Here is a 24,075-nt window from a genome sequence, read left to right as displayed (position 1 = left end):
CTTAAAATGATGAATCTAAACATACCTATATTACGTATAATAGATACTTACATATTATGGGAGGGTAATGATGATGACTAATCATGAAATTGATTACAAGCTGTATGGTGATGATATGCAATTTGTAGAAGTGGAGTTAGATCCGCAAGAAACGGTTATAGCTGAGGCAGGTAGTTTAATGATGATGGATGACCAGGTACAGATGGAAACAATCTTCGGGGATGGTTCAAAGAGTAATCAGAGTGGACTTATGGGTAAATTACTTGGTGCAGGAAAGCGTGTGCTGACTGGTGAGAGTCTATTTATGACCACCTTTACTAACGTTGGGACCGGGAAAAAACATGTTTCTTTCGCTTCTCCATATCCTGGTAAAATAATACCAATGGACCTCAGTCAAATAAACGGAAAGCTGATTTGTCAGAAGGATGCTTTCCTTGCTGCTGCAAAAGGGGTCTCCGTGGGAATTGAATTTCAGCGAAAAATCGGTACTGGCTTCTTCGGCGGAGAAGGTTTTATTATGCAGAAGCTAGAAGGCGACGGAATGGCATTTGTTCATGCTGGTGGTACTATCCACAAAAGAGAACTACAAGCTGGAGAAACATTGCGTGTTGATACTGGATGCTTAGTTGCGATGACAGGTACTGTTGATTACAACATTGAGTTTGTCGGTGGTGTGAAGACTGCCCTTTTTGGTGGCGAGGGACTGTTCTTTGCAACACTAAGAGGACCGGGAACAGTATGGATCCAGTCACTTCCATTTTCAAGACTTGCTAGTAGAATATTCGCAGCTGCCCCACAGCGTGGTGGATCAAAAGGGGAAGGTAGCCTTGCAGGGGGACTATTTGATCTATTAAGTGGAGATAGGAAATAACAAAATAAAGGATATTTCAAAAGGAGTTTCTCCTAATGAAATATCCTTTATTAATAAATTTAAAGCTTCTGCCCATAATACTTATCCAACGTAAAGCCTCTTCCTAAAATTTCTGAGGCATTTAAGAAAATTACAAAAGACTCAGGTATTTCCTGTTGAAGCATTCCTTTTAATTTAACCGCTTCTTGTTGTTCTGCAACACAAAGAATTAATGTCTTGTCCTGATTGGAATATCCTCCTACTGATCTAATCTTTGTTAGACCGCGGTCAATTCCACTTCGAATTAGTTCTGTTACTTTCTGTTCATCTTCTGTAATAATAACGATAAGCTTTGAAGCTGAAGTACGTAACTGCACGAAGTCAATTGTCTTACTAGAAATGTAAATAGCCATCAGTGCAAATAGAGTTAATTCAAAACTAAATACGAAAATAGATGAAATAACTACTACACCATCCACTACTAGTTGGGTGTAGCCACTTGATTTTCCAGTAAACTTCTTTAGAATTTGTGCAATGGAGGCTGTTCCTCCCGTAGAACCTTTACCAATATATACAATACCAAGTCCTACTCCTAATACTATTCCGCCATAAAGCCCCCCTAAAAAAGGATTGGAAACCGTAATAGGTATATTAGCAGTTAGGCCAATCATCATCGGAACCCAAAATGTTCCGACTAACGTTTTTCCACCAAAATCTTTCCCTAATACTAACCAGCCGATAATAAATATAGGGATATTAATGACAAATTGCGTTGCGGCTGGACTAAAACCAAATAATTCATATAATACGGTACTTACACCTGAAATACCACCAGCTGCAAGTTTTGAAGGTAGTAAAAATACATTATAAGATAATGCTACTAGTGTTGCTCCAAAAATAACTAGTAAATATTCTTTCATGAGTATTCTTTGTTGTTGTTTCATAAATTTAGAATTCCTTTCTATCTAGGACAAGCAAGTAATATTCTATCATAGCTTACTAGTTAATTACATAGACATAGGAAATGTGTAAATTAGGTAATTTAAGCAATACGCCCAAACTTTCCCAATAGAAAAAAATGGTAATTAACTTGATTCATAGATTGTTTTGCGTTAAAATCATAACTTGACGACTTTCCTCTAGAAGGTTATCAATTGAAAGAGTAAAAAGATGGGGTGAATATGATGAAAAAAATCTTAACATCAAAAATGTCCTTCTTTTTTGTAGCTGTTATTTTACTCTGGTTAAAATCGTATTTAATTTACTCAACTGAATTTAATTTAGATATAAAAAATGGAACGCAGGAATTCTTACTTTTCTTTAATCCACTTAGCTCCGCATTGATATTCCTTGGCATTGCTTTATTTGCTAAAGGTAGACGAGTGGGATTATGGATTATAGTAATCGATGCTTTAATGAGTTTTCTACTATATGCTAATGTCGTGTTCTATCGATTTAACAATGACTATATTACGCTTCCTACATTATCCCAGACTGACAACTTCGGAAGTCTTGGAGGAAGTATAGCTAGTCTTATGAATTGGACAGACATTTTTTATGCGCTTGATGTTGTCATCCTTATTGCTTTATTTATATGGTTAAAAAAAGGTTGGTCAACTGAAAGAATTAGCCGTAAAAAGCCTATTTTAGTTCTCATTATCGGTCTAATTGCATTCTCATTTAACTTAGGTCTAGCAGAAGCTGACCGACCAGAGCTACTAAAAAGGACATTTGATCGTAATTATATTGTGAAATATTTAGGAATTTATAACTTCACTATTTATGATGCAATACAAAATATTAAATCATCATCACAACGTGTTTTAGCGGATAGTGATGATATTACTGAAATTGAAAACTATACAAAAAATAAATATGCAGAACCAAATCCAGAACTGTTTGGAGTTGCAAAGGGTAAGAATATTATTAAAATACATTTGGAATCTTTCCAAACCTTCCTAATTAACTATGAATTACATGGAGAAGAAGTAACACCATTCATGAACTCATTAGTTAATGATCCTGAACAAAATTTCACGTATTTTGATAACTTCTTCCACCAAACGGAACAAGGTAAAACTGCGGATGCAGAATTAATTATGGATAATTCTATCTATGGTTTACCAACAGGATCTGCTTTTACAACTAGAGGTACCAATACGTACCAATCATTACCGGCTATTATGAATCAACAGCAAGGATATACTTCTGCTGTATTCCATGGTGATTATAAATCATTCTGGAACCGTGATGAAATTTACAAGCAATTTGGTATCGATACGTACTTTGATGCCAGCTATTATGATATGAGTGAAGATAATGTCATTAACTATGGACTTTTAGATAAACCGTTCTTCGAAGAATCCATACCAATGCTTGAATCTCTAGAAGAACCATTCTATGCTCATTTACAGACATTAACTCATCACCATCCATATGTTATTCCGGAAGAATTAGCAACTATTGCCCCAGCTGAAACTGGAGACAAATCGGTTGATACGTACTTCCAAACTGCACGTTATTTGGATGAAGCATTAGAACAATTCATTAATGATTTAAAAGAATCTGGTTTGTATGAGGATTCAGTAATTCTGTTATACGGTGACCACTATGGTATTTCAAACAACCATAATCGTGCAATGGGTGAATTAATTGGGGAAGAAATTACACCATTTATGAATGCTCAATTACAACGTGTACCATTATTAATAAAAATTCCTGGAGTAGAGGGCATGGGAACTGTTCACGAATATGCTGGACAGATGGATGTTATGCCAACATTGTTGCACTTACTTGGCATCGATGGACAAGATTACATTCAATTTGGAACTGATTTATTCTCTAAAGATCATAAAGAATTCGTTCCATTCCGCAGAGGCGACTATGTTACTCCTGAATACACGTTAGTTTCCGGTACTTTTTATGATAACGAGACTGGCGAAAAGATTAAACCAACTGAAGAAATGACAAAAATGAAAAATGAAGTTCTTCATGAGTTGGAATTATCTGATAAACTGCTAAATGGAGATTTATTAAGATTCTACACTCCAAATGAAGATTGGACACCAGTTGATCCGTCTAATTACCGTTACGGAAATGAATCTGGCGTTCCATTTAAGGCAAAAGAAGATCCTGAATTACCTTTAGATGATAAACAACCATATCCAATCAAATAAGAAGAAATAAGAATTAAACGAGTAATCTTAAGGAAGAATTTCCTTTTGATTACTCGTTTTTATTTTTAGCTTCTAGCTCATACTATAGATTGAATACTCCAGAAAGAGGTGAAAGTTATGGGACGTGGTGACCATAATAGAGCAACAGGGAAAAATTTTCTTGCTCAGACTCCTAAGAATCAACTCTCCGATGGAATTGATGTAGAGTATTCTAAAGAACTCGCAGACCATGATGATATTGTGGCTCAAGAAAGAGCTAAAGCTGCTGAGAGACGTGTTAGGAATCAATAATGTTTAGGTGGCCTAATGGCCACCTAAACTTATGGCAAAAAGTAATTGTGCAATAAAATAAGTACTCATCACTATATAATCTGCCAACTGAAACTTCTTTACGAATTTATTGAAAGCTAAAACAGCATCTGAGATGAAAAATAGTATGGAGGCCGTAATAAGTATTGAAACACCCGTCATGATAGAAAGACCTACCATTGTAGTGATAACAGTAATATAACCCGCTATCGCTAATAGTAGAACCCATCCACCATTCTTTCTTACATTTGGTTGAAGAATAAGAAAAAACAGTATCGCTATCATCATAAGTATGATCAGGAGAGAACTTGTGGTAAAAGTAAATCTTAGATCAAACGCAACAACAATTCCAATACTATAAAGAATATGCGCAATAAGGAAACTAGCTAAACCATGAACAAACCATTCTTCTCTCAATAAGAAAACATCCCCAAATAAGGAAAACAACAGAGCAAATAATACTAAATAGCTAAAAGCAGATGATAAACCTGATTCTGTTATTGCCAACAGAATAATTAACACCATCGTACCTGGTTTCCAAATATACTTATAAACTTTATAATTAAAGTGTATCGCAAAGATGAGATAACCAATCACGGATATAATGATTATCGTAAGTAATGTTCCATTCATACTCCCTCCACCTTTCTCATAAATACTTCTATAATAGTTTGATAAAATCCTTTTTTTGCATGGGAAAGCTTTTCTGCTATACAATAGAGATAATAAATGGATAAAGCGAGGTATCCAATCATGAGCAAGAAGAGTGTAGAAGATTATCTTACAGAAGGAATATATGGAACCCGATTACCGAAACAAAAGGAACGAGATTACTTTCTCGGAACACTTCGGGAACGTATTGTCATAGCCTTAACCATTGGCCAAGTTATGACAGATAAAGGCTTACAAGTTTTAGAAGAACATATGAAGCAAAATAAGGACGCGAAATTATTATTCAATGGAAATATAGCATCCAGATTTCTTACAGCAGAGAAGGATTTGGCGAACAAACATCATATTCCTTACACCGTAATTACTAATAAAGAAGTTGAAACGGACATCGGTGCTGTACTCACTTATGACCACGCAATCGATAAAGAAAATATATTTTATGAAGAAGAACCCAAACAGCAACAATCCAATAATGATGCTAAAAAAGATGGTCTCTTCAGTAAACTTAAGCGACTTTTTTAGCGTGGGATTCCTCCTAGTATAAAACCCTTCAATGGTTTCATACTAACATTGGAGGTGTGTAAGAATGGCACAAAAATATCGTTGCCCAAATTGCAAAACAAATCGTTCGCGTTTTAACATTATAGAGCAAGTAGCAAAACCGGTGAAATTAGATCCACAAACTGGCGATATCATGAATGAATATGAAAATAGTCAGGTAGAGCCATTTCATACCTTATATAATGGTCCTAAATATCGAATCCAATGCGGTTCTTGTGGACTTGTTGAGGATGAAAATACATTCATTAAATTTGGAGAACGTCCTATATAGGCCACAGAAAATCATCTGTGGTTTTTTATTTGACATCATCATGAACCTGTTCCCGAACTTTTTCTGGTACAATTATAGATGGAGGTGTTCATTATGCGTTTAAAAGATATGAAGATTATAGCTCTTGTAGAGCATGAATTTGAGGACCTAGAGCTTTGGTATCCGATCTTACGTTTACAAGAAGAAGGGGCGACTGTACACCTCGTAGGAAATGAAGCAAACAAAACTTATCATGGTAAATACGGTGTACCTGCAAAATCTGATTTTGCATTTTCCGAAATAAAAACTGATGAGTATGACGCTATTCTTGTTCCCGGTGGTTGGGCCCCTGATAAATTAAGACGTTATCCTGAAGTGCTACAAATGATAAAAGATATGGATGTGGCCAAGAAGCCAATTGGACAAATTTGTCATGCTGGTTGGGTACTTATTTCAGCGAATATTCTTAAGGATAAAAAGGTTACCAGCACACCTGGTATCAAAGATGACATGACGAATGCTGGTGCTTCATGGTATGATGAACCTGTTGTTGTTGACGGACATATTATTTCTAGCCGTCGACCACCTGATTTACCACCTTATGTCAAAGCTTTCGCCGATAAATTGGCGGAAAAGTAACATACAACTATGCCCATTATTAGTAGTAATGGGTTTTTCTTTGTTTCTTCATCCTTGTCCATTCTTTACACATAGAAACCGTTTTCATATAATACAATTAATGATGATGAACTTATGGGGAGGAGTTACATGAAACCAATCGAAGAAGGCACCCTACTTTGGAAGCCGAATCAAGACCGAATTAATCATTCAAATATCTTAACATACATGAACTGGCTTGAAGAGAAAAAGGGACTTTCCTTTAAAGACTATTCATCTTTATGGGAATGGTCCGTAAATGATATTGAACTATTTTGGGAAAGTATTTGGGAGTATTTTGATATTCAATCAGCTACCCCCTACCATAGTGTACTCTCATCCCATACAATACCTGGGGCTAAATGGTTTGATGGAGCAAAGATTAATTATATAGAGCATATTTTTCGCAACTTTAATAAGGACAAAACTGCTATTATTCATACATCAGAAATTAGAACGGAAACCGGGGAAGTAACATGGAAAAAACTTTATCAAGATACTGCAGCATTACAAAAAACTTTAAGAAGTCTAGGGGTTTCTAAAGGCGATCGTGTTGTTGCATACATCCCTAATATCTATGAATCCATTGTTGCATTGTTTGCAACAGCTAGCATAGGTGCTATTTGGTCTAGTGCATCCCCTGATTTTGGAAAGCAGAGTGTCATTGACCGGTTTAAACAGATTGAGCCAAAAGTGATGATTACCATTGATGGATATCGATATGGCGGCAAAGATTTCAATCGAACGGAAGTTATAAGGGAAATCCAGTCTGAGCTTACATCTTTAGAAGCTACTATAGCCATACCTTACTTAAATACGGAAGAACAATTTGATGGACTTAAATCAGTTCAACTGTGGAATGAGGCTATAACATACACGAGTGAGGAAATAACATTCGAACATGTTGAGTTTAGTGACCCATTATGGATTTTGTTCTCTTCTGGTACTACAGGTAAACCAAAGCCAATTGTTCATAGCCAAGGTGGTATGTTAGTTGAACATTTGAAAGCACTAACTTTTCATACAGACTTACATGAGGATGACCGTTTCTTCTGGTTCACTACAACAGGTTGGATGATGTGGAATTACTTAGTTGGTGGCTTACTCACAGGTAGCAGTATCATACTTTATGATGGCAACCCTGCATTCCCAGATAAAAGGATGCTTTGGAAATTTGCCCAAGATACCAACATGACCGTTTTCGGAACATCTGCAAGTTATATTACGGCATGTATGAAGGATGACTTTTCACCAGGGAAGGAATTCGACTTAAGCCATTTGCAAACTATTAGTTCAACAGGTTCACCACTCCCTCCGGAGGGCTTTAGATGGTGTTATGACCATGTAAAAGAGGATCTTTCTATAGCATCCATTAGTGGGGGAACTGATGTTTGTACAGCCTTTATCTTAGGTGTTCCAACCTTGCCTGTATATGCAGGAGAATTACAATGCCGTGGCCTAGGGGTCAAGATAGAGAGCTTTGATGAGGAAGGCCATGCCCATATTAATGAAGTGGGAGAACTGGTTATCACCAAGCCTTTTCCAGCTATGCCAATCTTTTTCTGGAATGATGAAGATGGTAGCAGAATGAGAGATAGTTACTTTGATATGTATCCTGGAATATGGCGGCATGGAGACTACATCAAAATCACAGACCGCGGAACTTGTGTAATCTATGGACGTTCAGATGCGACAATTAACCGTGGTGGGATTCGCATTGGTACGAGTGAAATCTATCGAGCGGTTGACCAAGTAAAAGAAATTGCTGATAGTTTAATAGTGGATATTCCACTTGAGAATGGTGATTCCTTTGTGCCACTTTTTGTAATGATAAAGGAAAATGAAGCATTAACAGATGACATTGTTTTAGCCATAAAACAACAAATTAGAACACAATGTTCACCAAGACATGTACCAACAGAAGTTATTCAAGTTCAAGATCTTCCAAAGACATTAAATGGGAAGAAGTTGGAGATTCCAGTTAAAAAGATACTAATGGGACAGCCATTAGAAAACGTAGCAAATAAAGGTTCATTGAGTAATCCGGAATCACTAGTTTATTTTGAGGAGTTTTATAAAGAGAAGCTTTGAAATTAGTTTTATTCTTGGGATGATGAGATAGCTTCTCATCCTGTTATTTTCAATAATTTATTTGGAGCACACGGTGATGGACTTTGTCATCGTGTTTTTTCTCGTTTTTCTTACATAAAACGTGATGAGGGCTCTTATCACCGTGTTTTTTCTCGCATTTCTTGCATAAAACGTGATGAGGGCTCCTATCATCGCCTTTTTTCTCGTTTTTCTTACATAAAACGTGATGAGGGCTCTCATCATCGTGTTTTTTCTCGTTTTTCTTACATAAAACGTGATGAGGGCTCTTATCACCGTGTTTTTTCTCGTTTCTCTTACATAAAACGTGATGAGGGCTCTTATCACCGTGTTTTTTCTCGCTTTTCTTCTATAATACGTCATGAGAACCCTGCCACTTGTTCTTACTTAATTACTTTTCCTACAACATGTTACACGCAAATAAAAACAGAAGAGAATTCCTCTATCCCCTTCTGTTTACAGAGCTAACTTATTATTTTAATACCTTTATTTAACAATGAGGATTTCGCTGTATACATAACGACTCTTCCTGATCCTGTTCGAAGACGGATTAAATGATCACCATTGCCAGCTTTTCCAATCACATGATGTTTTTTCCGTTCTTCCACACGCATTGGTAAATTGGTTATAATATCACCTGAACCTGTTTTAATATCAAAGAGGGTGTTTAATTCAAACTCATGAAACTCCACATGTATGTTTCCACTTCCTGTTTTCAAGTCTACCCCTGAATTATCAGAAACTGAAATATTAATACTACCTGAGTTTGCATTCCCTTTAATGGACCCGCGGAAATCTCTTATATTTATTTTTCCAGAGCCAACATTGGCAATGGTTGTTTCCGCCCAGAAATTCTCAGCATCAATTTTACCCGAATTTGCTTTCACAGTAGCATTTTTCATATATACTTCTTTTAATACCACTTTGCCTGACCCGGCCTTTACTTCTAATTCTTCCCCTTTAATTGCCGATAACAATACACTTCCAGAACCAACTTGACCTGTAATATCTGCATTGGCAGAATGAATATTAACAATTCCAGAATTGGCATAGAACTTTAATTTATCTGCCTTTAATTCTTTAAGTTGTATTTTTCCAGATGTAGTGGTTACATTAATTTTTTCAGCAGTTAATTTTGACATAGTAATCTTTCCGGAAGCCGCATTCATTCGAAAAGAAGCAGCAATTAGATTAGATGCATCAATTAAACCAGAAGTGGTTGTAATATCCCAAAAATTCGCTACATCATTAGGTACATAAATTTTCAGAGAGCATGTTGGTATATCCCCAAACATAAAAGTTGGACCTTTATGTTCCTTTTTAGAGATTATAGTTAAGGCATTATCTGTTTTAGTTATCTCTAATCCAGGACCACCTTCATACGATACAAATTTTATTTCTACTTTAGGAAGATCATGCACAATCACTTCTACATCAGCTGCATCAACCGATATGATCAAGTCATTCACTTTTTGTATATCAAAAGACTTTTCATGTTTTACTGGTTTTCTCGAGACTCCAAATAAGTTCTTCAGTAAACCCATCCATACCTCTCCCATCCACTTTCCTCTTTATTCCAGTGTATTAAGTTCTACCTCTTCTAACAACATACTCGTGTATGAGATGAACTCCGTCTAAAGTCTGAAATTAATCTAAAAATCTTTTGCGTTGCTCTGGGGAGGGAATCATACAAGCATCCCTTTTACCAAACCACTTGTACCGGTTGCGAGCTATAACTCCATACACAGCATCCCGTAGTGGTCGAGGTACGATAATAAAGATATATAAAAGCTTCCATAATCCTTTAAGGTTTCTACACACTTTTAGAGCTGCGGTTGATTTAAAGTATATCTTTTCATCCTCTATATAAATGAAACTATCTAACTCAACCGGTACTTCATGGTCCTTTAACAGCTTTTGCCCAACATCACTCTGAAGGGATGTAAACTGATATATACCTTGAGGATCTCTTTTAATAATGAATTGGACACTTGAGTTACAGAAATTACATACTCCGTCAAAAAGAATTACCCTAGTCATATTGATGTTCCTCCCCTTAACCTATCTATACACGAAAAGCGCCCATACATGAGCGCATTTCGTTAAAAATTCGGTTTTAATTCATTCGGTATTGTTTTTCTTGTCAATAGACTCACTAGGACATATGCAATAAATGAAGCAATAACAGGTACAACCACGGCATGCATACCAAATGGTTTAAAGAAACTATCCATTGCTGTAGAGTCAATCGATAATAGTTTCGGTAATAAGTCAGACAGTGTGTACAATCCAACCCCTACTATAATTGATGCAATGGCACCATATTTGTTCCCATTTCTCCAATATAGCCCAAGAATCACCGGCCAAATAAACGCAGCTTCCAATCCCCCAAAAGCAAACAAATTTAGCCAGATAATTAAGTCTGGAGGATCAAGTGCCATGATAAAGATAATAACACCTAAAATTCCTGTAACCCCAATACTCATCCTTTTTACAGTCGTATGAGATGCATCGGGTTTCATATAATTTATATAAACATCCTTAATAATTGTCGAACTCACTAAGATGAGTAATGAATCCACCGTAGACATAATGGCTGCCATAGGTGCTGCTAGTACAATACCAGCTAACCAAGCAGGCATTGTTTCTAGCGCAATTAATGGCATAACTTTATCACCAATTTCAATACCCGGTAAGATTGGTCTAGCAAACACGCCAATTAAGTGCATATTTAACATGATAAACCCAACTACAATAGTTCCTATGATTAATGCTCTGTGCATCGACTTGGCATTCTTATAGGACATGGCACGCACGGCAATTTGCGGTAAAGCAACAACACCCACTCCAACTAGTATCCAGAATGAGGAAACATAGGCAGGGGTCAGCGTACCCTCCGCCCCAAAGGGTGAGATAAGGTTAGGATTTTCTGCATGTAAATCGGCAATTATATTCGATATACCTCCACCAGCAATTATTGTAGCAATCAGTAATATTAGTGTTCCAATAAACATAATCGACCCTTGTATCGCATCGGTTAATGCAACCGCGCGGAACCCACCAATAGTTACATAGACCAATACCGATGCAGCAAAAATAAATAATGCAGTTGTATAGGACATCCCGGTTAGAGATTCAATAAGTCTTGCCCCACCAATCCACTGTGCTGCCATTGCGGAAAATAAAAACACGATTATACTTATTGCAGAAAGGATGACAACAACTGGCGATTTGTAACGTTCTTTTAAGAAATCCACCATTGTAATTGCTTTGTATCTTCGTGTAACAATAGCAAACTTCTTCCCTAACACCATTAGGACAAAATAACCAGTAGCAACCTGTGACATGGCAAGAAGTACCCACCCTAGTCCTTGTGTATATGCTGTTCCTGGCCCACCAATAAAACTACTTGCACTTCCATATGTAGCAGTCATTGTCATGGCTAGCACAAATCCACCTAGACTTCGATCACCTAGAAAATATTCATCCAAAAATGATTTAGAGGATTGCACAAATTTGCTAGCGTATAATCCAACTAAAAAGATTATAATTAAGAAAATAAATAGCGGAATAATTGCTGCCCAATTCATCTTTCAGCCTCCCCTTCTTCATCTTCATAATCGAAGGGAATTTCAACAAAGAATGCTTTAACCACAATAATGACTAAAACCACCATGACAATAAAGCCTACAACACAACTATAAAAGAACCAGTCAGGCAACCCAAATATTATTCGATATTCGTCTGGGTCTTTACTACCTAGTCCATAGGCAAAACCATACCACCATATGAAATTAAAAATGACTAGCCCTACACCAATTAAGGCTTCACGGTTAGCTATTTTATTTAAATTATGTTTCTTATTTTGCAAGGAAGATCCCCCCTTGTTCTTATGTACAAGTTCTCTTTCTACTATATAGTATTGATTTGTAAATTGAAATAGCGTAGACCTTTCTAGACCGCACAGTACCATTTTAAAATAATAAAACTAACCTTAACAACGCCTAATTTTAAAATATCTGAATAAAATGCAATTTATTTACAAAATCTTCGTCTAATTTAATGAAAACCAGGAGGTGAGTATTGTGTCGCATAATGAAATTATAGCAGATTGGTTCGACCTGTATGGTAATGATGTTTATCACTTTTTGATATATAGAGTTGGTCCTGCCGAAGCCGAAGACTTACTGCAGGAAGTCTTCATTAAAGCATTAAAAGGTTTTAACGGTTTTAAAGAAAATTCAACACCAAAAACTTGGCTATTTAGTATTGCGCGCAACTTAGCCATTGATGAATCTAGAAAGAAGAAAACAAAGAAATGGGCAGATACTGTTCCATTAGACACAACAAATGAGCCTAAGACGGATACATCCCCTGAAACGATCCTGGACCTAAATGAAAGTACTAATTCTATCTATCAATGTATTCAACTACTCAAACCAAATTATCAAGATGTCATCATACTGAGGGGAATAAAGGAGCTTTCTGTTCAAGAAACGGCAAGTATTCTGAAATGGAGTGAAAGTAAAGTTAAGTCGACACATCATCGTGCAAAAATAGCTTTACATGAAGAATTAAGGAGGTGTTTCTCTCATGAAGAGACAAAGTCACCTAGAGCAATTAGATGATTCACTACGCATGATGCCAAAGCCTAATATAAATAAAAATAAAGAATTACAGATTAAACGAACCATTATGAATACGAGAACTAATAGAACCACACCAAAGAAGAAGCGAAGTATGAAAGGCATCGCTACTACGTTTGCCGCCTTAGCTGCTGCATTCTTATTTGCCATACTGATATATGGAAATCTTGGAAATAACCCACAATCAACCAGTATTTCCTTTACCGATATTGTAAAGGGTGATATTGCAAAGATTAATGGAGTATCAGGTGATCTACGTTCCTTTACTTCCGAAGATCAAGAAGTCATCGATTTATTTAACGAAACTGTCGGTAAAGTAGAGTTAACTGAATCGGAAAAGAGTAGCTCCTATCGAGATAAAATTGAGCTATATAATGAAGATGGTGAGCTCATTGAAGTACTGGAGTTTGCAAAGACTGATCTAATTCTTATCAATGAACAGTGGTATGAATTTGATTCCTCTAAATGGCATGAATTTCGATCAACCTTCTTTAAAGATAAGTATTTAGTTGTAGAAGAAGAGGATGAAGAGAAACCAGAAGAACAGGAAGAAACGGAAAATGTTCAAGATCTAATGAATAGTGAATTGGCTAAAGCTCCAAGCGAACGTGACTGGGAAAATATATATGCTTATATTCGTGATGGTGCAAACCCAGATAGAGCCCTACTTCTAGCAGCGAAAGAAAACAGAGAAAAGATAGTTGCGGAATTACTAGAACTTGGGGCAAATCCTAATGTAATGGATGAGTATAACGATACCCCACTAACACTTACGACAAGTACTGAAGTTGCTGGGGTATTATTAGAAAATGGAGCAGAGATAGAGCACCGTAACAACCGCGATTATAATGCTTTGGTTAAAGCTGTTTATGGTCATCAAACCGAAATGGTAAAGCTTTTACTAGAATCTGGAGCGAATCCAAATACAACCGTAACCTCCTCTAGTGACATCACAGTTCTATGGATGGCCGGAAAATATAATTTCATGCCAATTGACGATTTACTCATTCAACATGGTGCGACATTAGTAGAGGGGTATGATTTAGAGTCTTGGATGGCATCTGAGGTGCCATATTTAGAGGATATGCTTGATGAGAACTTCTTATCATATGTTGCAATTGGAAGACTACCAAATATACTAACTGTACAATTACCAGCTGATCCATCCGTATTTGAAAATAAGTATGGAGAACGATTTGAGTCATTTGAAGTAGACGGTGGTACTGCTGATGTATATGGCGATCATATTTTTATCAAACCTGATGATTCAGATATGTATATGTCTTATCGTTATGAACTAAATCCAGGTGACAACGTTACGCTGTCCGATATTGAAACTATATTGGGTGGTCCAAAGTCAACTTACATGAATGATAATAATGATAAAGTCATCATGTCCTATATGTTAGAGCATTATGATTTACGAGTGATTTATGATGGTACAGTTAACTATCCAAAAGATGAGACTAATATACTAGCCATTGAACTTCACTATAAATACCCAGGTGTTTTAGGACCTGCAAATGAAGTACTGGATACATTGGCAGATAGAGATTTGGATGAACTAGCCAAACATGTTCACCCTGAAAAAGGGGTCTTATTTGCACCATTCTTACAGTTAACCTCTACACCGATGTATGAACAGCATGATCCTATAATATTTGGTGAAAATGAAATACCAACATTACTACAAGACCAAACCGTTTATCGTTGGGGTGATCATGCAGCAAGTGGATTACCAATTGAGATGACCACAGCTGAATACTTCGACAGCTATGTTTACGCCAACAAAAATCCAGATGCCATCTATGTAAATCAACAAGATTTAATGGGACCAGAATTCTTTACAGAAAATGTTAGGGGCAAATTTCCAGATGCTCATATGGTACAATACTCCTACTATGAAACAGTTGAAGGTGAAGAGTTAAGTTGGATGCAGTTAACACTTATTTTTGAAGAATATGATGGGGATTGGAAGCTTGTTGGTATCCTGCATAATGCATGGACCCCATAATGCATGAGTAAGGAAAGCTGTGATGGCTTTCCTTTCTTATTTTTAAGAATCTTACCTCGCCAAAAGATATATCCTTAGAATATAGAAAACTATGCGATTGATTGTTGTAATGGAAGTAAATATCACGAATGCCTGATGCAATATTAAAAGGAGTATCCCCACTAAAAGGAGATACTCCACTATCCTAATCCACTAAACTAACTTGTAAAATTCTATCTCTCACTTCAACCATAACAAATGTTTTAGATGTTGTTCCGTTCGTTACCTTTAGTGTTACATTTTTTTCTTTCAATATTTCAACTTGTTTTTTATTTAATAATAGTTTTCTAGGTTTACTTCTATTGTAAATGTTGATGATGACATGGGCACCCTGTTCAAGTGCTTCCAGATCTTTTGTATGAACTGTAGCTGTTCCGTTATTCTTCTTAACTGGAACCTCTACATACTCTGGCTCCTCTGGTTCTTCTCCTGGAACTTCATCTGTTGTTGCAATTCTTCCTTCTGGTCCATATACAATTGGGTTATCCTCGGAGCTATTTAGGCTCTTAACGAATTCCACCATTGCATCCACATCCACAGGACCCATTACAGGATTTTTTCCTAGGTCTTTAATTGGACCATCAGAAGTACCCATGTAGTTGTTCACCGTAAGAGTATAAACAGCATCCATATCAATTGGTGATCCATCTGGAAGTGTAATATCTACAACCTGTTGTAGTTCTGGATTGAATGTATAATGGAATCCAGCAATACTATAATCTCCACCGTAGCCAGATAGCTGCTCATTTAAAATTGGGTAAAGATCTGCTCCAGTAATTTCAACCTTCATCAATGTATTCCCAAATGGTAGGATATTGTATAGTTCGCCCCAAGTAATTGGGCCAGCAAGCAACACATCGCGAATTCCCCCGCCATTTTGCATTGCAAAATCACTATCCATATTCCATTTCATACCATCTGCAATTAGGTTTCCAAGACCATGGTCACTTTCATTTGCATAGCTGCCAGTTAAGTCTTGAGCGTTATAACCAACTTCTTCATTAATGATAGGTGCAATGGCTTCAGCATAAAATGCTAATGTTTCCGCTACTACTGGATCTGGAGTATAGTCGCTTTGTTTTACAAATACAACTTCCGCTTCTTTCGTTATAATGTCACCAGTAGTGCGATCGATTTGTACATCTACATCTGCAAATGCTTTTCCATATTCATTTGCTTGAACAATTAACTTATTATCTACTACCGCATTATTCACAACATGATTATGTGCTGCAAAAATAATATCAACTTCATCATCAATCGCATTAGCTAGGTCAGCAGCAGCACCTGTTGCACTTTCGCCAGATTGGTATGCTGGCATATGTGCTAGCACAACAATTGATTTAACGCCTTGTGCTTTTAATTCAGCAACCGCATCATTCACTGCTTCTGCTTCATCTGTAAATGCTACTCCTTCTAAAGAGGCAGGCATGACCATATTCACCGTTTCTACCGTGTTTACTCCCACAAAACCAATCTCAACACCATCAACTTCTGTGATGTAGTATGGATCTAAGAATGTTTCCCCAGTATCTTCATGAACACAGTTCGCACAAAGTACAGGGAAGTTCATACCATCATAACCTTCTGTTCCCTTACCTTCTGGATGATCTCCACCGTTTACCATACGAAGTAATTCATCCAGTCCTTCATCAAATTCATGGTTTCCAACTGTACCAACATCAAATCCTATTTCTTCCATAATTTCAACTGTTGGCTCATCTTGTAGAAGTCCGGAAACCGGAGAACTTCCACCAATCATATCACCAGCGTGTACGATTAATGTATTTGGATTTTCTGCTTCCCTTTCTTTAATCGCTGTAGCAGTATAATCCATACGACCATACATGTCACTAGTTCCATCACCATCAGGATCAATCATGTATTCTTGGTCAATTTTTCCGTGTAAATCGTTCATGCTTAAGAATTGTACTTCTAAGATATTTGGATCTTCGCTTCCGAATGGTACGAATCCATACGATTCTGCTTCTTCAGGACTAGTAAAGAATATACGTTTATCAACTGGAACTGTCTCCCAATCCTCTGGTACTACATATTCCATTGTGTCGGAATTACCAACGTAACGTAATAAACCTTTTTTATCATCAAACGCTCGGAATACAAATGGTAGCTCAAGTAAAGGATTTTCAGGATTCCAGATTCCCAAACCTGCATCTTTTGCTTCTCTTACCGCATCTTGATACTGTGGATATGCCTCTTCATCAATTGGTGCAAGGAAGTAAGTAGATGCATAACCTTGTGCAACCATTTCTAGATTGATATTTAAGTTATCTTCTTTACGAATAACTTCAGCTAGAATACGGCCATAATCATCAGTTGGTTCTTCACCAATTTTCAAGTAAATTTCGTCACCAGGCTGAATTAATTCATTGATATAAGATTTTGCTAGTTCACCATAATATTTTTGATTCTGATTAATTTCCGCACGGGCTGGGTCATTGTTATGTGCATTATATGTCTCCGCAGTATCCATATTTAAGAAACGTACTCTTACTTCACCAAATACTGGTGTCTCAATACGAATTGTATCCCCATCTGTAATACTAGCAACCGTCGTTTCATAGAGTCCCTCTGCAGACGGAGGATCTGGTTGTTCTGCAGCAAGTTGGATATCCGCTTGCTCAGTAGGGATTAATTGATAGTCATTATACTGACTAACAATCGCTGTAATGTCATACCATTTATCCGATTCTACTTGTGAAATATCTAATGCATTCTCCATCACACGTAAAATCGTTCCATTAAAGTCAGCATCTACTAGTGAAACATTGTATCCTCCACCAGCAGGACTTCCAGGAATATTATTAATAAACGCATTGACTTGGACCAATTGTCCTTCAAGAGTTTCTGCTATAGCAGGATTATTTAAATCTTCTAAAGTAATAGTTTGTGCTTCTGGTAAAGGTTGATCTTGTGCCAATACTTCAATAGAGGTAGGGACAATTTCCTTTAATCCATTATAGGAATCTAGTTCACCAATTACTTGAACCTTATCCCCTTTAGATAAGCTTGGATGTTCGCCTTTCTGATAAGCAAATAAATTAATACCCGCTGACTCGTCTTGAATATAAGTAGTTAGCTGCCCTGCATTACTTATTGCATCACTATCAGCAGTTACGATACCCTCAATTGTTACTCTAGTACCATCAGGTAGATTACGAACATCACTAATTGCGGACACTTCACCCGGTTCTCCTGGTTCGCCAGGATCTCCTGGATCACCTGGTTCTCCTGGATTAACCCCGTCCATCTCGTGATATCCTAAATATGTAAAATTATCTTTTCCTTGATTACTCCAATCTGTTTCAACAAAAACATCGCTTGGAGATGTTACAGATGAGTTTCTTACTAGTGTTTTATCTGTACCAAAATTAGTTCTATCTCCAATTGTTCCAATAACGTCTAGTAAACTACCATTACTCTTTAATGCTAAAGCATCATCGCCGTTAAAATTTATTACAGCACTATTTGTTACATCGGCTACATTTAAAATCGCCTCACTAGCGCTAGCATGTGCCAATACCAATACATCACCATGATCTAACACGCCTGATAATGTTAAGGATTGACTTGGGGAGGAAGCACCATTGCTATACAATTCCAGTGTATAGTTTGCTAGATTAACCGCTTCTCCAGTACCGTTATAGATCTCAATTGCCTTGTTAAATGAGCTACCCTCTACGTATTCAGAGATAAATAGATTGTCGGCAAGTGTTTCTTCACTACTAGTTGCAGTTCCCGCGAATACATACGGTGTATTCGAGAATACTAGTGCAAAAATAAGAACTAGATTAAACAACTTTCTAATCGATGCTTTTTTCATTTTAACCCTCCACTTTTTTATAGAATCGTAGACCAAAATTGCATCTTACATATCATTAATAGCACAGTAAACTGTCATATTCTATAAAGTTTTTGTAAAGTTGGAAGTATTCGTTACTATACTCCTATGAATTTTCAAAAAACAGGAGTTATTACCTAATAGCCCCAAAAGCCCATATTTGGACTTTAGACTTAAATAAAAACTAAATTATAAAAATTTAATATTTTTACTTTAAATAAAAAAACAGGACTGTTCAAGGTGAACAGTCCTATTGAAATAGACCTTTTATTTCATTGTTAATTTGTTGAATATCATAATAGTCTACTGGTTTGTCATTAACACCGTACTTTTCCTTTAATTCAACGATTCTCTCGACACTTTTATTAATCCGCGCTTCACTTATTTCACCTTGTTGAACTGCTGCCTTTATTGCTTCAAATGATTGAATAATATCCTCATAATGCTCACTAATTAAGATGATGTCACTCCCTGCCTTCACAGATTGGACAGCCGCTTCCCCAATCTCATAATGACTCTCAATTGCATCCATCATCATGTCATCTGTTATAATAACTCCTTCAAAGCCCAACTCATCTCTAAGCAAATCTGTAATAATGGGTTTGGACATGGACGATGGATACTGATCATCTAATTGTTGGAATAGGATATGCGCCACCATCACAACATCTGCCCCTTCTCGAATGGCATCAATGAACGGAATTAATTCCATATCATACAACTCAGCTAGGCTTTTATCAATACGTGGTAACTCCAAATGAGAATCAACTGATGTATCCCCGTGTCCAGGGAAATGTTTGATGACGGGTATAATATTTTCATCCTCCATACCTTTCATCGTCTGAGTTCCTAGCCTGCTTACTAATTCTGTTTTATTCCCAAAAGCCCTATCACCAATAACAGGATTCTTCGGATTACTATTCACATCCATGACTGGTGAATAATTCATATTCATACCGAAAGCTTGTAGTTCTTTTGCTAAAATAGTACCAACTTGGTAGGACAGCTCTGGATTATCTAGTAATCCAATTTCCTTGTTCGTAGGGAGTTCTTCAAGCCCTGGTAATCTCCGAACACGTCCTCCCTCTTGATCCACCGATAAAAATAACGGAATTTTATTCCCCTTATTCATTTGCTTCATTCCATTAATAAAATCTAAGGATTGGCTATAACTTGTTAAATTATCACGGAAGAAAATAAACCCACCGATCTTATATTCCTCAATTAAATCAATAGCTTCTGGAGTCGGTGTTGTTCCTTCTATCCCAGCCATAATCATTTGGCCTATTTTTTCATCTAGGGTCAAGGATTCTACTAGACTCAGTTCCTCTTCATTTGGAAATCCAGGGTCGGTATATACCGAAATATGATGCACCACTGGATTGGGATCACTATCCGAAGGTCTAGGCAATATCCATTTCAGCTGGTAGACTTCATTTACATGGTATACCAATATAATTTGGTCTACTTGATTATCTTTGTAATACCTTTGTTCATCAGCTTCTCCAGCAGCCTGAATGATATCCTCATAGCGTATGCTTTTTACTTCTTCCCGATAGGAGCGAACATCAAAGATAGTGTCATCACTATAGCCAAAACTAACGGTACCACCTTGATAATCGATATATATCCCGTCACCTGCTGTAATGGAACTTTCAGGTTCTCCAAAGGTAGACTTCACTTCACTAACTAGAGAGTTCCCAGCAATAAATGGAATATCAGGAGCCTTACCTTCCTTTGCATGCTGGATAACTTTTTTCACATAAAGAATGGACGGATCCGGTTTTACCATACCAATTTTATCAATCGGAAATCGCTCCAATTGCTGCGCATCTTTTGCAAAAAAAGTGCTTTGAGTAGCTAGGAAATCCTTTCCAAACCAAATTGCAACTATTGTGATGAGAAGGATAATAAATAGACTGATAAACTTAACATACTTTTTCATGTAATCGTCCCTTCTCCTATTCAAAATAAATTATGGTAGATTAACTTGATTCTGTTTCATGAATTGATTTAGCTTCTCGAGAACATAATTCTCTCGCAGTAGAAAGCTGTTTTGGTTTAGCTCATCGATCTTTATTTGGTTTTGTCTAACTGCTTTCTCTGGTTCCATCCAAACAGGTGTAAATTGCTCTTCATGCTCATAATCATCTAATTCCTGATTAACTTTATACTCATCTATCAATTCACAAAGATAGTAATGGGAAGTCATTTGAAACAAGGCATTACTATCGTATTCATCTATCCTTCTCTCGATAACGGTCCCCATCTTTAGTTTCACCTGGCCGTTAACATAACCGGTTTCTTCTCTTATCTCTCTGATCAGTGCTGCTTCATGGCTTTCCTTTAGTTCAACACCGCCACCCGGAAACTTATAATAACCCTTACTTGAGTGAACTAACAAAACCCTGTCTTCTTTATAAATAACACTTCGTACAGCAACTCTCTCATTTAGATAAGTGTAATTACTACTATTCTGCTCTTCTATTACTTTATGAAAATCCATGTTAGCACCTCATCATGACTATATTTATGCCCTTACTAAAATCTTATACTTGTCCACATAGAAATAGACGTATTGTTTTTCCATTGTGTTTCATCTTCTATCTTACTAATAGTCTTATAGGATTGAAAAGTTCTCTCAAAGAGATTATAATTATGTTATTCATACGGGGCATTAGCTCAGCTGGGAGAGCGCTACACTGGCAGTGTAGAGGTCAGCGGTTCGAGCCCGCTATGCTCCATTGATACAGATAGGACTCAAACCCTTATTATCGGGACTTGAGTCCTATTTATTTTTATAAAAGTTTTATTCACTTTTTAGTAATACAGACTTTTTGGGGCGAAACCTTTGTCTCTTCAATTAACTTGGACAAACTTAAACGTCATAGGAATAGACAGAGCTAAATAATGCCTTTATAAAATAAACTGCTCACTTTATATCAAATAACCGTATTGGAATATTAGTTTTTTTCACTCCATTAGAAAATTATTTATCAATTCCAAACGATCCTTCATTGTCATTTCCTATTTTTCCGAAATCTTTAGCTGGGAGCTTGCCCAAACGTTTATGTGCTTTATTAATTTGAATCAATTTTCTAGTACAAGCCCACTCGTCATCTTCTTCAAAAGTTTGGTCTCCTTTAACTTTTATATATTGTTGGATTCGTATTTTATCGAAAAAACGAGATTACCTATCTTTTCTTTCTTTCGACTTACTTTTAATATATTCATTGATTAATTCATCTAGTAACTGGCTGTTTAGAACCGTTTCTTGGTGCGTTAGTCCCAATTCTTTTCCAAGTAAAATGAGACGTTTCCTTTTATCTTCTATTTCAGAATGAAGGATAGTATTTTGTTGAAATATTTCTCCATTTCCCATAACAGTAGTCTCCCCCTTTCAAAATAGTGATCCAAATGCTATGTTTTCCTCGATGAAAATATATGGCTGCTTTAGGCTTAATTTCCTGTTAATTCATCTCGCAACTTTCGAACTTAGTTAATAAGAATCAGAATAATACCCATGATTGTTATTCAATCTATATAATAGGTCCTATAATAAAGGTAATTTATTTTGTTGTCTAATTCACTTCAAACAATATCTAACATATTTCGAACAATATAATAACTGTTTTAGACATTAATTTTTTAATTAGAAACAAAAATTATATAATTTTATAAAAATTAAAAAACCCAGCAAAATAATTGCCGAGTTAGTTCGATTTATACATTTTTAATAACTTAACCAAGTTGATTGAAATTCTAGCTTCCATATCGTAGTCCCTAAAATGGGCAAAATATTTTTGGCCTCTTTGTTCAATAATCTCTAAATAATCTGTATTTAATATATAGGACTTATGACACCTTATAAAATTTTCGTTTAGTTGTTGATGCAAACAAGTTAATGCTTCATAAGTTTCAAATCGTTTGTTATTTGTATGAATAAGTGATTTTCTATCCACTCTCTCAATAAATATAATCTCCGTAACTGGGATAAAGATGATATTATTATTCTCTTTAATCGTCAGGTTCCTTCTCTCAGCATTATTCGCTTGTTTCGAAGTATGATTGATTAGGTCAGCAGCGGTTTGTAGAGCTTTATATAATTTTTCTTCCGTTAAACTTGTTAAAAAAATGGGTTTTGAGTTGTTCTTTATAGACATAGATTTTTGTAATTCTGTTTGCTCTGTTACATTAATACACGATCCTATCACCTCAACTACTTTACCACCCTCTATGATCGGCCTCAAATAGGCAATATATTGAATCCCATTTATACTACTTTCATAGTGGATAATGTTCCCTGCCCAAGCATCTGAGTAATAGTTATATTTCATCTTGGCATATTCCCCAGGAAAGAGTTCAGTTAAAGTTTTACCTATAATATCACTTGGTGTATATCCTAGGTTATAAACTAACTGTCCTTCAATGTTGGTATGAACAAATTCATTACCTTTTTTTACAAACGTAAAAACCATTCCGGTATCATGTATATCTAATTGTTTTATATATCTAGAATCGCTCATTTTATTTTCCCCATTACATTTAATTTACCTTATTTTCTTCTCAATTTTCAGAATACTACATTATGTAAAAATGGACAAGAACTAGTACTAGGAAGTCAGTTACCGAATTGTATTTATTGGCTACTAGGCTTTATAGTTTTCGTTGCTAAAGAGTTTTCAATAAGTTCAATGTCAGGCCTTAAACTTTTCTTATTTACAATGGGAATTAATTACCAAAAAACGGTAATACTAAAAAGGTGGCTCAAAGGGGCTAAGATCAAAAGTATCTGAACATAAGGGATGATAACAATAGATAATATATTTGAAAATCTTAAGGAAATACGTTTATTAGAAGATAAGCTCTATCATTTAGAATTAAATGGTTGGCTAAAAAATGAGTTTTTAACTTGGGAATGGTGGATTCT

General features: G+C 36.2%; 21 protein-coding genes and 1 tRNA gene. 10 read left to right on the top strand and 12 right to left on the bottom strand.

Features of this window, described 5'->3' with window-relative positions; translation table 11 throughout:
- Nucleotides 1-73: 73 nt before the first annotated feature.
- Entirely contained in the window at nucleotides 74-871 is a 798-nt protein-coding gene (locus tag BN999_RS07940) for a TIGR00266 family protein (RefSeq protein WP_096270971.1), read from the top strand.
- A gap of 59 nt (nucleotides 872-930) precedes the next feature.
- On the opposite strand, the gene BN999_RS07935 is transcribed toward BN999_RS07940, so the two are convergent.
- Nucleotides 931-1,794: a YitT family protein gene (locus tag BN999_RS07935; RefSeq protein ID WP_096270854.1), complete on the bottom strand. Its 864-nt coding sequence runs from the start codon at nucleotides 1,792-1,794 to the stop codon at nucleotides 931-933.
- 240 nt (nucleotides 1,795-2,034) lie between these two features.
- Between BN999_RS07935 and BN999_RS07930 the strand changes: the two genes are divergently transcribed.
- On the top strand, nucleotides 2,035-4,026 hold the full coding sequence (locus BN999_RS07930) for an LTA synthase family protein (RefSeq protein ID WP_096270853.1): 1,992 nt from the start codon (nucleotides 2,035-2,037) through the stop codon (nucleotides 4,024-4,026).
- A gap of 117 nt (nucleotides 4,027-4,143) precedes the next feature.
- Nucleotides 4,144-4,317, top strand: coding sequence for a YfhD family protein (locus BN999_RS07925; RefSeq protein WP_096270852.1), 174 nt, complete (start codon nucleotides 4,144-4,146; stop codon nucleotides 4,315-4,317).
- Nucleotides 4,318-4,329: 12 nt separating this feature from the next.
- Here BN999_RS07925 and BN999_RS07920 read toward each other — a convergent pair whose 3' ends face one another.
- Complete coding sequence (locus tag BN999_RS07920) at nucleotides 4,330-4,968, bottom strand: lysoplasmalogenase (protein ID WP_096270851.1); 639 nt, start codon at nucleotides 4,966-4,968, stop codon at nucleotides 4,330-4,332.
- Between the two features lie 120 nt (nucleotides 4,969-5,088).
- On the opposite strand from BN999_RS07920, the gene BN999_RS07915 reads away from it, so the two are divergent.
- The 4 genes from BN999_RS07915 (at nucleotide 5,089) to BN999_RS07900 (ending at nucleotide 8,566) form a co-directional block, all read left to right on the top strand.
- Entirely contained in the window at nucleotides 5,089-5,529 is a 441-nt protein-coding gene (locus BN999_RS07915) for a YueI family protein (protein ID WP_096270970.1), read from the top strand.
- Nucleotides 5,530-5,593: 64 nt separating this feature from the next.
- Nucleotides 5,594-5,839: a hypothetical protein gene (locus tag BN999_RS07910; RefSeq protein WP_042142252.1), complete on the top strand. Its 246-nt coding sequence runs from the start codon at nucleotides 5,594-5,596 to the stop codon at nucleotides 5,837-5,839.
- Nucleotides 5,840-5,932: 93 nt separating this feature from the next.
- A complete protein-coding gene (locus BN999_RS07905; RefSeq protein ID WP_096270850.1) occupies nucleotides 5,933-6,457 on the top strand; it encodes a type 1 glutamine amidotransferase domain-containing protein in 525 nt (174 codons plus the stop codon).
- 129 nt (nucleotides 6,458-6,586) lie between these two features.
- A complete protein-coding gene (locus BN999_RS07900) occupies nucleotides 6,587-8,566 on the top strand; it encodes an acetoacetate--CoA ligase (protein ID WP_096270849.1) in 1,980 nt (659 codons plus the stop codon).
- A 57-nt stretch (nucleotides 8,567-8,623) separates the two neighbouring features.
- On the opposite strand, the gene BN999_RS20290 is transcribed toward BN999_RS07900, so the two are convergent.
- The 5 genes from BN999_RS20290 to BN999_RS07880 all read right to left on the bottom strand — a co-directional run bounded on the left by BN999_RS20290 (nucleotide 8,624) and on the right by BN999_RS07880 (nucleotide 12,455).
- The gene (locus BN999_RS20290; protein ID WP_141249046.1) at nucleotides 8,624-8,947 is read right to left on the bottom strand and encodes a hypothetical protein; all 324 of its coding nucleotides are present in this window, start codon (nucleotides 8,945-8,947) and stop codon (nucleotides 8,624-8,626) included.
- 101 nt (nucleotides 8,948-9,048) lie between these two features.
- Entirely contained in the window at nucleotides 9,049-10,143 is a 1,095-nt protein-coding gene (locus BN999_RS07895; RefSeq protein WP_096270848.1) for a DUF4097 family beta strand repeat-containing protein, read from the bottom strand.
- A gap of 88 nt (nucleotides 10,144-10,231) precedes the next feature.
- The gene (locus BN999_RS07890; RefSeq protein ID WP_096270847.1) at nucleotides 10,232-10,624 is read right to left on the bottom strand and encodes a thiol-disulfide oxidoreductase DCC family protein; all 393 of its coding nucleotides are present in this window, start codon (nucleotides 10,622-10,624) and stop codon (nucleotides 10,232-10,234) included.
- 62 nt (nucleotides 10,625-10,686) lie between these two features.
- Nucleotides 10,687-12,174: a sodium/pantothenate symporter gene (gene panF, locus BN999_RS07885; protein WP_096270846.1), complete on the bottom strand. Its 1,488-nt coding sequence runs from the start codon at nucleotides 12,172-12,174 to the stop codon at nucleotides 10,687-10,689.
- A complete protein-coding gene (locus BN999_RS07880; protein ID WP_255247420.1) occupies nucleotides 12,171-12,455 on the bottom strand; it encodes a YhdT family protein in 285 nt (94 codons plus the stop codon). The genes panF and BN999_RS07880 overlap by 4 nt, the downstream gene beginning before the upstream one ends.
- A 214-nt stretch (nucleotides 12,456-12,669) precedes the next feature.
- Here BN999_RS07880 and BN999_RS07875 point away from each other — a divergent pair, with 214 nt between their 5' ends.
- Together BN999_RS07875 and BN999_RS07870 are read left to right on the top strand one after the other, a co-directional pair.
- Nucleotides 12,670-13,212 carry an RNA polymerase sigma factor gene (locus BN999_RS07875; protein ID WP_096270844.1) on the top strand — a complete coding sequence of 181 codons (543 nt, stop codon included), beginning with the start codon at nucleotides 12,670-12,672 and terminating at the stop codon, nucleotides 13,210-13,212.
- Complete coding sequence (locus BN999_RS07870; protein WP_096270843.1) at nucleotides 13,178-15,244, top strand: ankyrin repeat domain-containing protein; 2,067 nt, start codon at nucleotides 13,178-13,180, stop codon at nucleotides 15,242-15,244. Before BN999_RS07875 ends, BN999_RS07870 begins: the two co-directional genes overlap by 35 nt.
- Before the next feature lie 184 nt (nucleotides 15,245-15,428).
- On the opposite strand, the gene BN999_RS07865 is transcribed toward BN999_RS07870, so the two are convergent.
- The 3 genes from BN999_RS07865 to BN999_RS07855 all read right to left on the bottom strand — a co-directional run bounded on the left by BN999_RS07865 (nucleotide 15,429) and on the right by BN999_RS07855 (nucleotide 21,651).
- Nucleotides 15,429-19,127 (bottom strand): 5'-nucleotidase C-terminal domain-containing protein, encoded by a 3,699-nt coding sequence (locus BN999_RS07865; protein ID WP_096270842.1) that lies wholly within the window; start codon nucleotides 19,125-19,127, stop codon nucleotides 15,429-15,431.
- A 268-nt stretch (nucleotides 19,128-19,395) separates the two neighbouring features.
- A complete protein-coding gene (nagZ, locus tag BN999_RS07860) occupies nucleotides 19,396-21,090 on the bottom strand; it encodes a beta-N-acetylhexosaminidase (RefSeq protein WP_096270841.1) in 1,695 nt (564 codons plus the stop codon).
- A gap of 30 nt (nucleotides 21,091-21,120) precedes the next feature.
- On the bottom strand, nucleotides 21,121-21,651 hold the full coding sequence (locus BN999_RS07855; RefSeq protein WP_096270840.1) for an NUDIX hydrolase: 531 nt from the start codon (nucleotides 21,649-21,651) through the stop codon (nucleotides 21,121-21,123).
- Between the two features lie 165 nt (nucleotides 21,652-21,816).
- Between BN999_RS07855 and BN999_RS07850 the strand changes: the two genes are divergently transcribed.
- A tRNA-Ala gene (locus tag BN999_RS07850) sits at nucleotides 21,817-21,889 on the top strand.
- A gap of 446 nt (nucleotides 21,890-22,335) precedes the next feature.
- On the opposite strand, the gene BN999_RS07845 is transcribed toward BN999_RS07850, so the two are convergent.
- Both BN999_RS07845 and BN999_RS07840 read right to left on the bottom strand, forming a co-directional pair.
- Nucleotides 22,336-22,527, bottom strand: a complete 192-nt coding sequence (locus BN999_RS07845) for an aspartyl-phosphate phosphatase Spo0E family protein (RefSeq protein ID WP_096270839.1) — start codon at nucleotides 22,525-22,527, stop codon at nucleotides 22,336-22,338.
- A gap of 331 nt (nucleotides 22,528-22,858) precedes the next feature.
- Nucleotides 22,859-23,671 (bottom strand): LytTR family transcriptional regulator DNA-binding domain-containing protein, encoded by an 813-nt coding sequence (locus BN999_RS07840; RefSeq protein WP_096270838.1) that lies wholly within the window; start codon nucleotides 23,669-23,671, stop codon nucleotides 22,859-22,861.
- Nucleotides 23,672-24,075: the final 404 nt, after the last annotated feature.

Source organism: Paucisalibacillus globulus (genome assembly GCF_900184735.1).
GTDB classification, from domain to species: Bacteria; Bacillota; Bacilli; order Bacillales; family Amphibacillaceae; genus Ornithinibacillus; species Ornithinibacillus globulus_B.
Note: the sequence above shows the minus strand (reverse complement) of the source record. Positions and strands in the feature narration are given on the sequence as shown.

Excerpts from the sequence above, each read along its gene's own strand:
- BN999_RS07870 (WP_096270843.1), top strand. The coding sequence starts at position 13,178 with ATGAAGAGACAAAGTCACCTAGAGCAATTAGATGATTCACTACGCATG.
- BN999_RS07935 (WP_096270854.1), bottom strand. The coding sequence starts at position 1,794 with ATGAAACAACAACAAAGAATACTCATGAAAGAATATTTACTAGTTATT.
- BN999_RS07845 (WP_096270839.1), bottom strand. The coding sequence starts at position 22,527 with ATGGGAAATGGAGAAATATTTCAACAAAATACTATCCTTCATTCTGAA.
- BN999_RS07900 (WP_096270849.1), top strand. The coding sequence starts at position 6,587 with ATGAAACCAATCGAAGAAGGCACCCTACTTTGGAAGCCGAATCAAGAC.
- BN999_RS20290 (WP_141249046.1), bottom strand. The coding sequence starts at position 8,947 with ATGACGTATTATAGAAGAAAAGCGAGAAAAAACACGGTGATAAGAGCC.
- BN999_RS07910 (WP_042142252.1), top strand. The coding sequence starts at position 5,594 with ATGGCACAAAAATATCGTTGCCCAAATTGCAAAACAAATCGTTCGCGT.
- BN999_RS07865 (WP_096270842.1), bottom strand. The coding sequence starts at position 19,127 with ATGAAAAAAGCATCGATTAGAAAGTTGTTTAATCTAGTTCTTATTTTT.
- BN999_RS07940 (WP_096270971.1), top strand. The coding sequence starts at position 74 with ATGACTAATCATGAAATTGATTACAAGCTGTATGGTGATGATATGCAA.
- nagZ (WP_096270841.1), bottom strand. The coding sequence starts at position 21,090 with ATGAAAAAGTATGTTAAGTTTATCAGTCTATTTATTATCCTTCTCATC.
- BN999_RS07930 (WP_096270853.1), top strand. The coding sequence starts at position 2,035 with ATGAAAAAAATCTTAACATCAAAAATGTCCTTCTTTTTTGTAGCTGTT.
- BN999_RS07925 (WP_096270852.1), top strand. The coding sequence starts at position 4,144 with ATGGGACGTGGTGACCATAATAGAGCAACAGGGAAAAATTTTCTTGCT.
- BN999_RS07905 (WP_096270850.1), top strand. The coding sequence starts at position 5,933 with ATGCGTTTAAAAGATATGAAGATTATAGCTCTTGTAGAGCATGAATTT.
- BN999_RS07855 (WP_096270840.1), bottom strand. The coding sequence starts at position 21,651 with ATGGATTTTCATAAAGTAATAGAAGAGCAGAATAGTAGTAATTACACT.
- panF (WP_096270846.1), bottom strand. The coding sequence starts at position 12,174 with ATGAATTGGGCAGCAATTATTCCGCTATTTATTTTCTTAATTATAATC.
- BN999_RS07840 (WP_096270838.1), bottom strand. The coding sequence starts at position 23,671 with ATGAGCGATTCTAGATATATAAAACAATTAGATATACATGATACCGGA.
- BN999_RS07895 (WP_096270848.1), bottom strand. The coding sequence starts at position 10,143 with ATGGGAGAGGTATGGATGGGTTTACTGAAGAACTTATTTGGAGTCTCG.
- BN999_RS07915 (WP_096270970.1), top strand. The coding sequence starts at position 5,089 with ATGAGCAAGAAGAGTGTAGAAGATTATCTTACAGAAGGAATATATGGA.
- BN999_RS07920 (WP_096270851.1), bottom strand. The coding sequence starts at position 4,968 with ATGAATGGAACATTACTTACGATAATCATTATATCCGTGATTGGTTAT.
- BN999_RS07890 (WP_096270847.1), bottom strand. The coding sequence starts at position 10,624 with ATGACTAGGGTAATTCTTTTTGACGGAGTATGTAATTTCTGTAACTCA.